This is a genomic window from Rhodovulum imhoffii (assembly GCF_003046545.1).
Lineage (GTDB): Bacteria > Pseudomonadota > Alphaproteobacteria > Rhodobacterales > Rhodobacteraceae > Rhodovulum > Rhodovulum imhoffii.
Genome location: NZ_QAAA01000005.1, coordinates 145,701 through 159,665 on the forward strand (window position 1 = coordinate 145,701; position 13,965 = coordinate 159,665).

Genomic DNA, 13,965 nt, shown 5'->3' on the forward strand with positions numbered 1-13,965 from the left:
GGGATGTCCAAAACGGAAACGGAATTGATGTTGAAAGGCTACGGTCTGACCACGGCGGAGTTCTTCTACCGGATGCCGGATTACCTTAATGTGCTCAACAGTTTCGTCTGGCAGGACTACGATCTTGCGCCCGATCATCCGCGGCTTTTTCGTTTCATAGAGTACTGGCAGAAGGAGATCGAGGGGCCGCTCCACTCGGTCCGGTTTACGCATCGCAAGCTGATCGCACCGGGGGAATGGCGCAATGTGGTGGGGGAATTCACCTTGCACTGAGCCGGAGCGCCATCAGCCAGATTCCCGCCAGGACAAGCGACCCGGCGGCGTTGTAGGTTGCCATCGACAATCCCAGAAGAGACCATGGCACCTCATCGCACAACACGACGGCAGGCCCCGCGGCGTCAAAGCTCAGCAGGTCCGCCCCGGACATCTTTCCCAGTCCGCCGCCGGCGCTGGTGCATGAGGCCGGACCGGGCCACCAGCCGCGCTCCACTCCCGTATGGTAGCCGCCCAGCCCGGTGGATATGAGCATCGTTCCCAGCCCGGCCAGTGGCAGGCTGCGCCCCATCGACACAAGCGCCAAAGGCCCCAGCACCGCAGCGATCACATGGGGCCATCGTTGCCAGATACAAAGTTTGCAGGGCGCAATGCCGAAAACATACTGGAACACCAGCGCCGCGCCGATGATCGCAGCAGATCCAAGGGCCGCAAGTAAAACCATGTGGGTGCGGGTCATATGAACTTCACCAGATAGAATCCACCCAGAAGGATCACGACGAACAGGGTGAAGATCAACCCAAGACGCCGCTCTATGAAATCGCGAATGGGCCCCCCGAATTTCCACAGCAGCGCGGCGATCAGGAAAAACCGCAGACCCCGCGCCAGAATACTGGCCATCATGAAGACCCAGATGTTCAGGGCCGTTGCCCCCGACAGGATCGTGATGACCTTGTAGGGAAAGGGCGTCACCCCCGCGATCAGAACCGCCCAGGCCCCCCACTGGTTATAGGTTTCCCGAAACTCGTCGAAATAGGCGTCCTTGCCGTAGAACTCCAGCACGGGCTGCCCGACGGTTTCGAACACCCCCCAGCCGATATAATACCCCAGCAGCCCGCCCAGAACAGACCCCGCCAGGGCTATCCCCGCGATCCCCCAGGCCTGCGCCGGACGCGCTAGAATCATGGGAATCATCAGCACATCGGGCGGGATCGGAAAGACAGAGCTTTCGACGAACGCAACAATGAACAGCGCCCATAGCGCGTGGGGGCTGTGGGCCAGAGAAAGGGTCCAGTCATACAGGCGGCGGATCATGGGGGGCTCCGGCAGTGTCTTGCCCATGCAGCATGCGCGGCGCGAGGGGTCAAGCCTGAAGGCTGTGCGCTTGCCGGCAGGCAGACCGCCCGGTAAACGCAAGAGAACAGAGAAAAGGAGGCGCCATGACACTTTTATCCCTGTCTCTCACGCGCGTCGCCCGCGTGCTTGCGATGACGGGAGGGGCGGTGTTGCTGGCCATTGCCGGTGTCACGGTGGTTTCGATTCTGGGGCGTGCGCTGCCGGGGTTGCCGCCCGTTACGGGCGATTACGAACTGACAGAAGCCGGAACGGCCATCGCGCTGTTCTGCTTTTTGCCTTGGTGCCAGCTGAACCGCGCCCATGTCAGTGTCGATCTGCTGACCCGCCGTTTGCCCCGGAGGCTGGAGGCGCTTTCCGGCCTTCTGGCGGATGCGGTGATGATGGCTGTGGCCGGTGTCATCTTGTGGCGGCTGTGGCTGGGCTTTGCCGAGAAATTTCCCCATGGCGGCCCGGCCCTGCGTGCGGTGCTGAACATGGGGCCACCACCCGTCTTCGCAGAGACCACCTATGACTTGCAGATCCCGCTCTGGGTTCCATATGCGCTGTGCCTGCCGGGGGCGGGGCTGTTTGCGCTGGCGACACTGGCCAGCCTGATAGAGGCATTCCGCCGCGGGGCGGGGCATCTATGAGCGGGCCGGAAACCGCGCTTTATGGTTTTGCCGCGCTCCTGGCGCTGATCTTCCTGCGCGTACCGATCGGGGCGGCGATGGCTCTGACAGGGTTTTGCGGAACATGGATCGTCCTGGGAAGCCCGGCGGCAATGCTGGGACAGCTGAAAAGCCTCAGCTATGACAGCTTCGCCTCTTATTCGCTGTCGATCGTTCCGCTTTTTCTGCTGATGGGCCAGTTCGCCACCCGCTCGGGGCTGAGCGCGGCGCTCTTTGCCGCTGCGTCCGACTGGCTGGGCCACCGCAGGGGGGGCGTGGCCATGGCGGCCATCGGCGCCTGTGCCGGATTTGGGGCTGTCAGCGGATCTTCCCTGGCAACGGCGTCGACCATGGGGCAGGTGGCCCTGCCGGAGATGCGCAAGCGCGGCTACAGCCCGGCGCTGGCCACGGGCACACTGGCGGCGGGGGGAACGCTGGGTATCCTGATCCCGCCTTCGGTAATCCTTGTGATCTATGCAATCCTGACCCAGCAGAACGTGGTCAAGATGTTCCTTGCCGCACTGATCCCCGGTCTTGTCGCAACGCTGGGATACATGGGGGTCATCGCCATCTATGTGCGGGTCTGGCCCGATGCGGCCGGGGCCGGGATGCGCCTGCCGTTGCACACCCGGCTGCGCAGCCTGCGCGCGGTCTGGCCCGTGGCGGCGATCTTCGTGCTGGTCATCGGTGGAATCGTGGCGGACTGGAACTGGTTCCGTCCGGGCGTGCAGGCACTTTTCACCCCGACCGAGGGCGCGGCCGTGGGGGCCGTGGCAACCGGGCTTTACGCGCTCGCAACGGGGCGGCTAACCCGCGCGGCCCTGTCCGGGGCGTTGCTGGCCACGGCCAGCGGTACGGCGATGGTCTTTTTCATCCTGCTGGGGGCACAGATCTTCGGGGCATTCGTGGCATATACCCAGGCTCCCCAGGCGCTGAGCGCGTGGGTTGCCGGACTGGGCCTGCCCCCGATGGCGGTGCTGCTGGCGCTTTTACTTTTTTACCTTGTTCTGGGCTGTGTGATGGACAGCCTGTCGATGATCTTGCTGACCATCCCGGTTTTCTTCCCCTTGATCCAAAGCCTCGATTTCGGTCTCTCGCCGGAGGCGGTTGCGGTCTGGTTTGGCATCCTTGCGCTGATGGTGGTTGAGATCGGGTTGATCACCCCCCCGGTTGGCATGAACCTTTTTGTTATCAATGGAATGTCCCGCGACATTGATGTCACGAAAACCTATGCCGGGGTATTTCCCTTCGTTCTGTCGGACATTCTGCGGGTCGGGCTGATCGTCGCCCTGCCGGGCATGGCTCTTTGGCTGCCGGGGCTGTGATGGTACGGGTGGGGGGACTCGAACCCCCACGGCCAAAGGCCGGAGCATTTTGAATGCTCTGCGTCTACCATTCCGCCACACCCGCTCTGTGCTGCTTATCCCCCAGCCCGCGTGCGGACGCAAGACCCATCACGCGCCGTTTTCGCAGACGGTCTTTTCCGTCCCGACCCCGCGCCACCCGATGAAGGAACCTGCGCCTCGGTCTCGTTTTTCTCTTTTCAATGCAGCCTGCGCGGCCCGGTCCCCCATCCCGAGGATGGCGATTGCACAAATGTGGCGGAAGCGGGACGACTTGGGACACGCCGTGCCAGCGTGCAGCGGGACTTCGAACCGTGCCCGGTGGTTGTGAAGGGCCCATGGCCGCCCGTCAGGCCGGAAATCCCATCGTTTTCAGGGTTTCTTCGCGAATATCTCCAAGAATTTTCCGTTTCAGCGCGATGAACTCCGGCTCCGCGACGATGTCATAGGCGCGAGGGCGGGGCAGGGGAACGGGCAGGTCGCGCTTGATCCGCCCCGGACGGCTGGCCAGCACCACGACGCGGTCGGCAAGAAACACAGCCTCTTCGACATCATGGGTTACGAACAGCACCGTGACCTTGTGATCTTCCCAGACACGGAGCAACAGCTCCTGCATCATTCCACGGGTCTGGGCATCGAGCGCGCCGAAAGGCTCATCCATCAGCAGAATGCGGGGCCGGTAGACCAGCGCGCGCGCAATCGCCACGCGCTGGCGCATACCGCCGGAAAGTTGGGCAGGCCATGCCCTCTCAAACCCGGCCAGGCCGACGGCCTGGATGAAATGCGCGACACGTTCATCCTTTTCCGCCCGGCTGAGGCGGGTTTTCTCCAGCGCGAAGCGAATGTTGCTTTCGACGGTTTTCCACTCGAACAGGCTATAGCCCTGGAAAACGAAGCCCCGGTCCCGGCCCGGCCCTTCGACCGGGGAACCGCCGATACGAACCATGCCCGACGTGGTCTCCTCCAGACCGCCGACAATGTTGAGCAGCGTCGACTTCCCGCAGCCGGAGCTTCCCACGATCGAGACGAACTCGTTCTCCGCAACGCTCAGGTCCACGTGGTCGATGGCACAGATATCGTTGCCGTCGACGCGAAAGGTCTTTCCGATACCGTCGATTTCAAGAAGGGCCATGCCTACCTCTGCCGCTGCCAGGCGAACAGGGCCCGTCCGGTGCGTTTGAAGAAATAATCCGTCAGCAGGCCCAGAAACCCGATGAACAGAGTCCCGAACAGAATGGTTTCGGTGGCGAGGTAACGCTGTGCATCCATGATACGCCGGCCCAGCCCCGCATTTGCGGCAACCAGTTCCGCCACCACGAGGTAGGTCCATGTCCAGCCGATGGTGATGCGCAGCGTGTCCCAGATGCCCGGGGCGGCGGCGGGCAAGATGATGCGGGCCAGAATTTCGCCATTGGAAAAGCCCAGCGTCTGCCCGGCGCGGATCAGGTTTCTGTCGATTGTCTTGACGTTATCCATGACCATCAGCACCTGCTGAAAAAAGGTGCCCAGAAACAGGATCAGGATCTTTTGCGCATCTCCGATTCCCGCCCACAGGATCGACAGCGGGATCAGCGCCACCACCGGCATGTAACGCACGGTGGAGATCAGCGGCTCCAGCGCGCCTTCGATCAGACGATAGTTGCCCATGAGTATCCCCACGGGCAGCGCCACAAGGGTCGCCGACAGCCACCCGGCGAGAATGCGGTAAATGCTGACGGAGGCGTCCTCCCACAAGATACCCTCCCGCGCCTGGCGCAGGCCTTCGACCATCACGTCACCGGGGCCGGGCAGAAACAGCGGACGCACAAGGCCAAGTTCGCTTACCAGCCACCACATAAGAATCAGAGCCGCCGGGAAGGCGATTCCGGCCAGCGTGAACAGCCAGTTGGGTATGTCTTGGCGCAGGCGCATATAGCGCCCCCGGCGCCGGGAAGAAACGGGCATCAGTTCGCGGCGTTGTGCATCGGCTCAAGGGCCATAATGTCTGTTGCCGCGGGAATGATGGAAATTTCCCCGGGGTTGGTGGCTTTCATGATCTCGGCGATCTCACGCAGGGTGGCGGGGAATTCACCGTCGACCAAGGCGATATTGTCAGCAAGATCGTAAAGGCGCACGCCCTCGAAGGCGGGCTGGAATTCCTCCATCGGGCTGCCGACGGCGCGGGCAATCATCGCACCGCCGTCCTCGGGGTTCTCATGGATGAAGACGACCGCATCGTTCCAGGCGCGGATGACGGCCTCAACGGCATCGGGGTTCTCCGCGATCCAGTCGCCTCGGGCGGTCAGCAGATCCGAGATCAGGCCCGGCTTTTCCGCTGCGGTATAAACCACCTTGTAGCCCGCATCGCGCCCCAGAGCGGCGGAGACATACGGTTCATAGGTCACGGCGGCGTCGACCCGCCCGGACAAAAGCGCCAGCCCGGCCTCTGACGCGCCCATCGGGATATGCTCCACATCCGCAAGGCTCATCCCGCTGGCCTTCAGCGCATAGTTCATCAGCAGGTCCGAGGTTGCGCCCGTCTCGAAGGCGACGGTCTTGCCGCGCAGGTCTTCGAGACTGTTCACGTTTTCACCGGCGAGGATCGCATCGGCCTCATGGGCAACGTCCATCACCAGAACGCCTTTCTGGTCCACCCCCTGGTTGTAAGCGGCAATGACCGCATTCGTGGCGGTCGCGATCATGTCGAGATTTCCGGAAGCCAGCGCCGCGGTCATGTCCTGGTCCCAGTTGAAGCTGGACAGCGCCACATCCACGCCGTGCTTGTCAAAATAGCCCTTCTCTTCGGCCACCCAGAGCGGCCCATAACCCAGCCAGGGCTGAAGCCCGATTCTGACGGTTTCCGCGGTAACGGCCGTCGCCCCGAAAACGAGGGCGGCGGCCAGCATGATCTTGTTCGGCATAGGTCTCTCCGTGCTCGGCCCCCGGTCTGATACCCAGCCGCCCCGCAGCCTTCAAGCGCGCATTTTCACACACGTATAAAGCGCGCAATACCCCGAACGGGGTAGACAGAAGGTCATCTTTCGCGGCAGTTTGCCCGCAGGTTAACGCGTGAAAGGCAAGCTCATGACCGAAGACACACCGACATGGCACCTTTACCCGGTGGCTATTCTGGCCATCCTGTGGAATCTCGCGGGATGCGTCGATTATGTGATTACGCAATACGGAATTGAACCCTTCCTGACGCTCTTCACCCAGGCGCAGGCGGACTATTTCACCTCATTCCCGTCCTGGATCGACGGCATTTGGGCGATGGCGGTTTGGGGCGGCTTGCTGGGCGCGGTGCTGTTGTTTTTCCGATCGGGCGCAGCGCCATGGATTCTGGCGCTGGCGATGGGGGCGATGGCGGTTCTGGCGGTTTGGATGCTGGGCATCGCAACACCCCGCGTGACCGAAGTGGTTGGCCCGATGGCGGCCTATATGCTGCCCGCAGCGGTGGCGGTTGCGGCGGTATTCTACCTTTATGCCCGGTCGCTGCGGGTGGAGGGTGCGCTGGTCTGAGCCGCCAGCCACGCGGCCCAGTCCCGGGGCGTGTCAATGTCCTGAATCGCACGCTGACCCGGCAGGGGAATCCCCTGTACGCGGGCCTGGCAGGCGGCCAGAACCCGTTGTCCGCCGCGATCGCCCTTGCAGCCGCGCAACATGGGGATCAGATCCGCGGGGAAGACGACAGGATGCCCCCGGATTCCGTCTTCGGTTTCGCCATGAAGGATGGCATGTGGTGCATTGTCATGTGCCCGGGCCAGACGCCTGAAGTCTGAAGCGTCAAGGCCGGGCATATCCCCCAGAACGATCATGACGCCACTGGCGTCTTTGGGCAGAATCTCAAGTCCGGCCCGCAACGACCCCCCCATCCCATCATCGCCCTCTACCTGGGCCAGGGTAACCGCAAGCCCCGACAATGCGGTCACACGCGGGTGGGCGGGGCCGGGAACAGTTACCGTAACCGTAAGCCCCGCCTCCAGACAGGCCCGCGCCTGACGGCGCAGCATCGCAACCCCGTCCACCGGCAACAGAAGCTTGTCCGTCCCGCCCATGCGGCGGGACGCCCCGGCAGCCAGAAGCAGAACGGCAAGAGCAGTGTGCATGGGCCCAGGTTAGATGCACCCGCCCGGGCCGGCAAGTCATCGCTCGGGGATCAGCCCGCGCGGGCTGAAGCGCAGGACCAGCAACAAGATCACCCCCATGGTCAGCAGCCGCATATGCGCCACGCTGTCCAGCAGGTGTGTCTTGAGAGGCGATCCATCAGTCATTCCGGATGTGACAACCTCCATCAGGAAGGCGCCCAGCGGTTCGACCTGCACCCAGAAAAACCAGATAAGAAAACCTCCCAGGACTGCACCCAAGTTGTTACCGGACCCCCCTACGATCACCATCACCCAGACAAGGAAGGTAAAGCGCAGCGGCTGATAGGCAGAGGGAATGAACTGCCCGTCCAGTGTGGTCATCATCGCCCCTGCCAGCCCGCAAACCGCGGAGCCGAGGATGAAAATCTGAAGGTGCCGGGCCTTGACGTTTTTACCCATCGCCTCGGCGGCGGTTTCGTTATCGCGGATCGCGCGCATCATTCGCCCCCAGGGGGATTTCAGGGCCGTCTCCGACAACCAGATCAGAGCCAGAAGGATCACCGCGAAGATCCCCGCATAACACAGTTTGACGAACAGGGTCGACGCTATGACCGGGTCCAGCCCCAGTTGTTCGGCCTGAGCCAGGAATTCGGCGCTTTCCTGAAGGTCGACCTCGTAAGGGACGGGGCGGGGCAGGCCGATGACGTTCTTGACCCCACGGCTGAGCCAGTCTTCGTTTTTCAGGATTGCAATGATGATCTCTGCAATGCCGAGCGTCGCAATGGCCAGATAATCCGCCCGCAATCCCAACGCCGTCTTGCCGATCAGCCACGCGGCCCCCGCAGCCAGAAGGCCGCCCACGGCCCAGCCCAGCATGACAGGTAACCCCAGACCGCCCAGATAGCCGGTCGCGGCGGGGTCGATCGCCTCGATTGCCTGGACGGCCGGATCGAATACCGCGCGATAAAGGAAAAATCCGGCCACCAGCCAAACCGTCAGTACCGCCGGACGCAGTGGCCCCTTACGCATCCGCCGCCACAGCATCACCGCACCGGCAATTGTCCCCACGCCCAGCGCCAGGGCAGACAGGACACGGGGGCCACCCGCGGCCCAGGCGGGCTCCACCGGCGGCATGGCCGTGATGACCGCCCCCAGGCCGCCAAGCGCGACAAAACCCATTACGCCGATATTGAACAGGCCGGCATACCCCCACTGCATGTTCACGCCCAGCGCCATGATGGCTGAGATCAACCCCATGTTCACAATCGCCAGCGCCGAGTTCCAGCTTTGCAGGACGCCGGTCCCGGCGATCAGGGCCGCCACGATAACGAAAAGCGATGCGTCGCGTCTGGTCATGCCGTTTTCCCCCGGAACAGGCCCGTCGGGCGGAACAGAAGAACGATGATGAGGATCACGAAGCTGACCGCGAACTTGTAGTCGGTAGACAGGAGTTGCACCAACCCCTCGGGTTCCATGTTTTCAGGCAGCAAATACCCCAGGACCTTCTTGTAGGCATAGGTGACGGAGACCTCCGAAAACGCGATCAGGAACCCCCCGGCGATCGCCCCCAGCGGACTGCCCAGACCGCCGACGATCGCCGCGGCGAAAATCGGCAGCAAAAGCTGGAAATAGGTGAACGGCTTGAAGCTTTTGTCCAGCCCGTACAGCACCCCCGCGATGGTCGCCAGCGCGGCGACGATGACCCAGGTAATGGCAACGACACGTTCGGGATTGATGCCGGAGAGCAGTGCGAGATCCTCGTTGTCGGAGAACGCACGCATCGACTTGCCCGTTCGGGTGCTCTTGAGAAACCAGAACAACAGCGCCACGACGATCACGGCGGTAATGATCGTGATCCCCTGAGTGGTGCGGATTGCCAGGCCTTCCTCCAGCCCGGTGATTTCCTTGAAATCTCGCGCACTGATAAGAAAGCGTTCCCCATCCGCAAATCGCTGTTCATCCGGGCCGATGATGAAGCGGACAAGGCCGTTGAGGATGAACATCACCCCCATGGAGACGATGACAAGGATCACCGGCTTGGCCTTTTGTTCCCGGTAGAAACGATACACGATCCGGTCCGTCCCCAAAAGCAGCAGCGCCGTCACGACGATTCCGAAGGGCAGGGCGGCCAGGGCGGTCGGCAACGGGTCAAGACTCAGCCCCATGCTCTGAAACCACCAGGTAAACAGGATCGTTACCATGGTCCCGAAGGCCATCGTGTCGCCATGGGCGAAGTTCGAAAACCGCAGGATGCCATAGATCAGCGTCACCCCAAGCGCACCAAGCGCAAGCTGGGCGCCATAGGCCGTTGCCGGGATCAGCACGAAATTGGCAAGGGCCACGAATGCGTTCAGAAAATCCATGCTCAGCCCCCAAGAAACGTACGGCGGACGTCCGGGTCGGCCAGCAAGGCCTTTCCGGTATCGGTGTAGGCGTTCGCGCCCTGGACAAGAACAAACCCCTTGTCAGCGATCTCCAGCGCCTGTCGGGCGTTCTGTTCGACCATGAGGATGGAGATGCCCGTTCGGGCGACCTCTATGATGCGGTCGAAAAGCTCATCCATCACGATAGGGCTGACCCCGGCGGTCGGTTCATCCAGCATCAGAACGCCGGGACGGGTCATCAGGGCGCGGCCCACGGCGACCTGCTGGCGCTGCCCGCCGGAGAGTTCCCCGGCCGGCTGGCGGCGTTTGTCGCGCAGGACGGGAAACAGGTCGTAAACCTCCGCGATCGTGGCCGAGATGTCATCGCGGCGCAGGAAGGCGCCCATCTCCAGATTTTCCTCCACGGTCATCGAGGTGAAGATGTTGTTGGTCTGCGGAACAAAGGCCATCCCTCTGGCCACCCGCGCCTGCGGGGTCAGGCGGGTGATGTCCTCGCCGTTCAGCCGTACCGCGCCGCCGCGCAGGGTCAACATCCCGAACACCGCCTTCATCGCCGTGGATTTGCCCGCGCCATTGGGCCCCACGATCACCGCGATCTCCCCCCTTTCGACCGAGATCGTGCAGTCTTGCAGAATATTCGCGCCGGTGCCGTAGCCCCCGGTCATGCCGTCGCCGATCAGGAACGGACCATCGCCGTTCACGCGTTCCGCCCGGCCGCCGGAACGCACCGCGCCGGTCCATTCAGAGCCGCCGGTGTTGGTGATCGTCCGGTCCTTGTTGCCGCGGTCGTCCTGATAAGGGTTTCCGCTCATGCCTGAACCTTGTCCTTGTTCTTGAGACCGGTGCCCAGATATGCCTCGATCACGGCCTCGTTTTCCATGATGCGTTCCGCACTGCCCTCAGCCAGCACCTTGCCCTCGGCCATCACGATGACCGGGTCGCAAAGACGGGCAATGAAATCCATGTCGTGTTCGATCAGGCAGAAGGTGTAGCCACGTTCCCTGTTCAGTCGCACGATGGCATCGCCAATGGTGTTGAGAAGCGTCCGGTTGACGCCTGCACCGACCTCGTCGAGAAAAACGATTTTCGCATCGACCATCATCGTGCGGCCGAGTTCAAGCAGCTTTTTCTGCCCGCCCGACAGATTACCTGCCTTTTCATCGGCGAGATGATCGATTGTCAGAAATTCCAGCACGTCGTCGGCCTTGCGGGCCAGCGCCCGTTCTTCCCCGGCGACACGGCCTCGGGAAAACCAGGCATTCCAGAGCGTTTCCCCGGATTGACCGGCGGGAACCATCATCAAATTCTCACGCACGCTCATGGACGAAAACTCATGCGCGATCTGGAACGTACGAAGCAAACCCCTGTGAAACAGCTCATGTGGTTCAAGACCGGTAATATCTTCCCCGGCCATCGTCACGGATCCGGACGTTGGATTCAAAACCCCCGCTATCACATTGAAAAGAGTTGATTTTCCAGCTCCGTTTGGACCGATCAATCCGGTGATGGATTCTTCCGCAATTTCAAGGGACGCGCCGTCGACGGCGTGGAATCCCCCGAAATGTTTGTGCAGGTTTTCGACGACGATCATTTCTGACGTCCCGTATGAATTTTGATACTCGATGAAAGTCAGACAGCCCGGCGGGGCCGGGCTGTCATATCGGATGCGTTGTAAATGTCAACGATATCCGACCACTTTCATCTCGCCCCCTTCGAAGGTTACCTCACGATAGGATCCGGCGCTTTCGCCCGAACCGATGAGTTCGATCGACGAGACGCCGACATAATCTACATCGCCGCCATCGGCCAGGATTTGCAACGCCTTCCCGATTTCACCGGGCAGGATTGGCTCACCCGGTGCATTGGCGACCATTTCCAGCTTCTGGACATAAGCCTTCGGGTCGCTGGAGCCGGCGGCCTGCATCGCCAGAACCATCAGTGCGCCGGCATCGTAGGCCTCCCCCGAGAAAGCTGAAGTGCCGTCGTAGCCGGCGGCTTCGGCCATGCCGTTGTAAATATCACGGCCCTCTCCCGCAGCGGCGGGGTTTTGCCCGAAGGATCCGTCGATATCGCTGCCGAACCGTTCCACCAGTGCGTCTCCGACCATTCCGTCGGGGAAGACGAACGTGTCGAATGCGCCCGTATCCAGAGCCGCCTGAACGATGCCCGATCCCCCCTGGTCGACATACCCCACAACGGCCAGCGCGTCCCCGCCGGCAGAGGCCAGCGCGCCAACCTCGGCAGAGTAGTCGGCCTTGCCGTCCTCATGCGCGGCGTTGAGCGTCACGGTGCCGCCTTTCGCGGTAAAGGCCGCTTCGAAGGCCGAGGCCAGGCCCTTGCCGTAGTCGTTGTTGGTGTAGGTCACCGCGATTTCAGAAATGCCTTTTTCCAGGACGATATCGGCCATCACGGCCCCCTGGCGGGCGTCCGAAGGGGCGGTGCGGAAGAACAGGCCATTATCCTCGATATCGGACAGCGACGGTGAAGTGGCCGAGGCAGAGATGACCACCATGCCGTTGGGCACGGCCACGTTCTGCACAACCGACCCCGTCGCGCCTGAACACATCGGCCCCAGAATGCCCGAAACCCGATCCGAGGTAATCAGCCGTTCGACCGCAGCGGTGGCGGCGGCGGCGTCGATACATGTGGAATCGCCGCGGACGGGCGCGATGCTCGATCCGCCAAGGAATATCCCGGACTCACTGGCTTCCTTCAGGGCCAGTTCGTGGCCGGCCGCGATTGGCGGGGCGAGAGTTTCAAGCGGCCCGGTAAATGCAGCGACCACGCCGATCTTGACCTCTTCCGCACCGGCGGCACCGGCCAGAAGGGCTGTGGCGGCGGTGGCAAAAAGAAACTTCTTCATGTGTCAACTCCCATGTTGAACCTATCCCGGCGCAGACTATTCCGCGCAACCGGAAAAGGGAAGGCCGACACATGCGTCAGGCACGCACAATTTTAGCTATTGTTACGGATCAGAGGGGGCGTACTGAAAGAAAATTTGCCGCAGCCTCAAAAGGATTCGGATCGGTCCTATTCGGGCAAGGCCGGTCCGCGGGTGCCGCGCTCCCGGTAGGGGGTGGTGCTGTAATGGGCGCGGTAGCACTTGGAAAAATGGCTGGGCGAGGTAAACCCGCAGGCCAGCGCCACGTTGATGACGCTCATGTCCGTCTGCATCAGCAGATTGCGGGCCTTTTGCAGCCGCAATTCCATGTAATAGCGTTTCGGGCTGCGGTTGAGATAGCGGCGAAACAACCGCTCAAGTTGCCGGGTGCTCATGCCCGCATTGCGGGCCAGAACGACAGGGGGGATCGGCTCTTCGAGGTTGCCTTCCATCGTCTGGATGACCTGCGACAGCTTCGGGTGGCGCACCCCGATACGAGAGGGCACCGAAAGCCGCTGGGTGTCCTGATCCGTTCGGATTGCACTGTATATCAACTGATCCGCGACGGCGTGGGCCAGCTCCTCGCCATGATCCTGCGCGATCAGCCGCAGCATCAGATCGGCTGACGCCGCCCCTCCGGCAGAGCTCAGCCGGTTGCCGTCCAGAACGAAGACCGCCCGCGTCAGGTGGACGTTCTCGAATTCCTCGGCAAACCCGTCATGGTTTTCCCAGTGGACCGCCACGCGCCGTCCGTCAAGCAACCCGGCCCGCGCCAGCACGTAGCCCCCCGTACACAACCCGCCAATGGTCGCCCCGCGCCGCGCTTCGCGTCGGAGCCAGTTCACGAGACGTCTGGTGGTTGCCTTCTGGATGTCGAGACCGCCGCAGACAAGAATGATCTCGTCCCGGCCCAGTTCGGCCAGATCCATGTCCAGCTTCAGCACCGCCCCCGCCGAGCAGGCCATTTCCGTTCCGCCTTCTCCCGCCAGCCGCCAGCGGTAAAGCGTCTTGCCCGACATCCGGTTGGCCAGCCGCAGGGGTTCGATGGCACAGGAAAAACTCAGCAAGGTGAAGGACTCCACCAGCACGAACACCACGTCGCGCGGTCTTGTCTCCCCGATTGCGACCCGGAACTCTTCTTTCAGCGGCTCGCTCATGTGCCCCTCCGCTCCCCCAATCAAAGCGAAAGCAGGTTTGACCGGAGCGTTCAAGACCGGCCGTGGAAAATTGTCGGAATTCACTGTAGCCGGGCAGGCCCCGAGCTTTTATAACACCGGCCAGACGATAGCTGTGGAG

The 13,965-nt window shown here is 62.3% G+C and carries 16 protein-coding genes and 1 tRNA gene; 4 read left to right on the plus strand and 13 right to left on the minus strand.

Annotation, left to right across the window (positions count from 1 at the left end; genetic code table 11):
• Positions 1-3 precede the first annotated feature (3 nt).
• On the plus strand, positions 4-273 hold the full coding sequence (locus tag C8N32_RS06065; RefSeq protein ID WP_107891583.1) for an usg protein: 270 nt from the start codon (positions 4-6) through the stop codon (positions 271-273).
• Here C8N32_RS06065 and C8N32_RS06070 read toward each other — a convergent pair.
• On the minus strand, positions 260-733 hold the full coding sequence (locus C8N32_RS06070) for a disulfide bond formation protein B (protein WP_107891584.1): 474 nt from the start codon (positions 731-733) through the stop codon (positions 260-262). The genes C8N32_RS06065 and C8N32_RS06070 overlap by 14 nt on opposite strands.
• Positions 730-1,308 (minus strand): YqaA family protein, encoded by a 579-nt coding sequence (locus tag C8N32_RS06075; protein ID WP_107891585.1) that lies wholly within the window; start codon positions 1,306-1,308, stop codon positions 730-732. The genes C8N32_RS06070 and C8N32_RS06075 overlap by 4 nt, the downstream gene beginning before the upstream one ends.
• A gap of 125 nt (positions 1,309-1,433) precedes the next feature.
• Between C8N32_RS06075 and C8N32_RS06080 the strand changes: the two genes are divergently transcribed.
• Together C8N32_RS06080 and C8N32_RS06085 are read left to right on the plus strand one after the other, a co-directional pair.
• On the plus strand, positions 1,434-1,979 hold the full coding sequence (locus tag C8N32_RS06080; RefSeq protein WP_107891586.1) for a TRAP transporter small permease: 546 nt from the start codon (positions 1,434-1,436) through the stop codon (positions 1,977-1,979).
• Positions 1,976-3,322, plus strand: a complete 1,347-nt coding sequence (locus tag C8N32_RS06085) for a TRAP transporter large permease (protein WP_107891587.1) — start codon at positions 1,976-1,978, stop codon at positions 3,320-3,322. Before C8N32_RS06080 ends, C8N32_RS06085 begins: the two co-directional genes overlap by 4 nt.
• On the opposite strand, the gene C8N32_RS06090 is transcribed toward C8N32_RS06085, so the two are convergent.
• From C8N32_RS06090 to C8N32_RS06105, 4 genes are all read right to left on the minus strand, one after another.
• Positions 3,323-3,407 (minus strand) — tRNA-Leu (locus tag C8N32_RS06090).
• Positions 3,408-3,689: 282 nt separating this feature from the next.
• Entirely contained in the window at positions 3,690-4,472 is a 783-nt protein-coding gene (locus C8N32_RS06095; protein ID WP_107891588.1) for an ABC transporter ATP-binding protein, read from the minus strand.
• A 2-nt stretch (positions 4,473-4,474) separates the two neighbouring features.
• Positions 4,475-5,251 carry an ABC transporter permease gene (locus C8N32_RS06100; RefSeq protein WP_242509545.1) on the minus strand — a complete coding sequence of 259 codons (777 nt, stop codon included), beginning with the start codon at positions 5,249-5,251 and terminating at the stop codon, positions 4,475-4,477.
• A 32-nt stretch (positions 5,252-5,283) separates the two neighbouring features.
• Positions 5,284-6,240: an ABC transporter substrate-binding protein gene (locus C8N32_RS06105; protein ID WP_107891590.1), complete on the minus strand. Its 957-nt coding sequence runs from the start codon at positions 6,238-6,240 to the stop codon at positions 5,284-5,286.
• Between the two features lie 163 nt (positions 6,241-6,403).
• Here C8N32_RS06105 and C8N32_RS06110 point away from each other — a divergent pair, with 163 nt between their 5' ends.
• Entirely contained in the window at positions 6,404-6,838 is a 435-nt protein-coding gene (locus tag C8N32_RS06110; protein ID WP_107891591.1) for a hypothetical protein, read from the plus strand.
• Here the strand turns inward: C8N32_RS06110 and C8N32_RS06115 are convergent.
• The 7 genes from C8N32_RS06115 to C8N32_RS06145 all read right to left on the minus strand — a co-directional run bounded on the left by C8N32_RS06115 (position 6,799) and on the right by C8N32_RS06145 (position 13,826).
• Positions 6,799-7,425 (minus strand): nucleotidyltransferase family protein, encoded by a 627-nt coding sequence (locus C8N32_RS06115; protein ID WP_107891592.1) that lies wholly within the window; start codon positions 7,423-7,425, stop codon positions 6,799-6,801. The two genes, C8N32_RS06110 and C8N32_RS06115, sit on opposite strands and share 40 nt — an antisense overlap.
• A gap of 36 nt (positions 7,426-7,461) precedes the next feature.
• The gene (locus C8N32_RS06120) at positions 7,462-8,760 is read right to left on the minus strand and encodes a branched-chain amino acid ABC transporter permease (protein WP_107891593.1); all 1,299 of its coding nucleotides are present in this window, start codon (positions 8,758-8,760) and stop codon (positions 7,462-7,464) included.
• Entirely contained in the window at positions 8,757-9,767 is a 1,011-nt protein-coding gene (locus C8N32_RS06125) for a branched-chain amino acid ABC transporter permease (protein WP_107891594.1), read from the minus strand. The genes C8N32_RS06120 and C8N32_RS06125 overlap by 4 nt, the downstream gene beginning before the upstream one ends.
• 2 nt (positions 9,768-9,769) lie before the next feature.
• A complete protein-coding gene (locus C8N32_RS06130) occupies positions 9,770-10,600 on the minus strand; it encodes an ABC transporter ATP-binding protein (RefSeq protein WP_107891595.1) in 831 nt (276 codons plus the stop codon).
• Complete coding sequence (locus C8N32_RS06135; RefSeq protein WP_107891596.1) at positions 10,597-11,379, minus strand: ABC transporter ATP-binding protein; 783 nt, start codon at positions 11,377-11,379, stop codon at positions 10,597-10,599. Before C8N32_RS06135 ends, C8N32_RS06130 begins: the two co-directional genes overlap by 4 nt.
• 87 nt (positions 11,380-11,466) lie before the next feature.
• Positions 11,467-12,651, minus strand: coding sequence for an ABC transporter substrate-binding protein (locus tag C8N32_RS06140; protein ID WP_107891597.1), 1,185 nt, complete (start codon positions 12,649-12,651; stop codon positions 11,467-11,469).
• A gap of 167 nt (positions 12,652-12,818) precedes the next feature.
• Entirely contained in the window at positions 12,819-13,826 is a 1,008-nt protein-coding gene (locus C8N32_RS06145) for a GlxA family transcriptional regulator (RefSeq protein ID WP_107891598.1), read from the minus strand.
• Positions 13,827-13,965 lie beyond the last annotated feature (139 nt).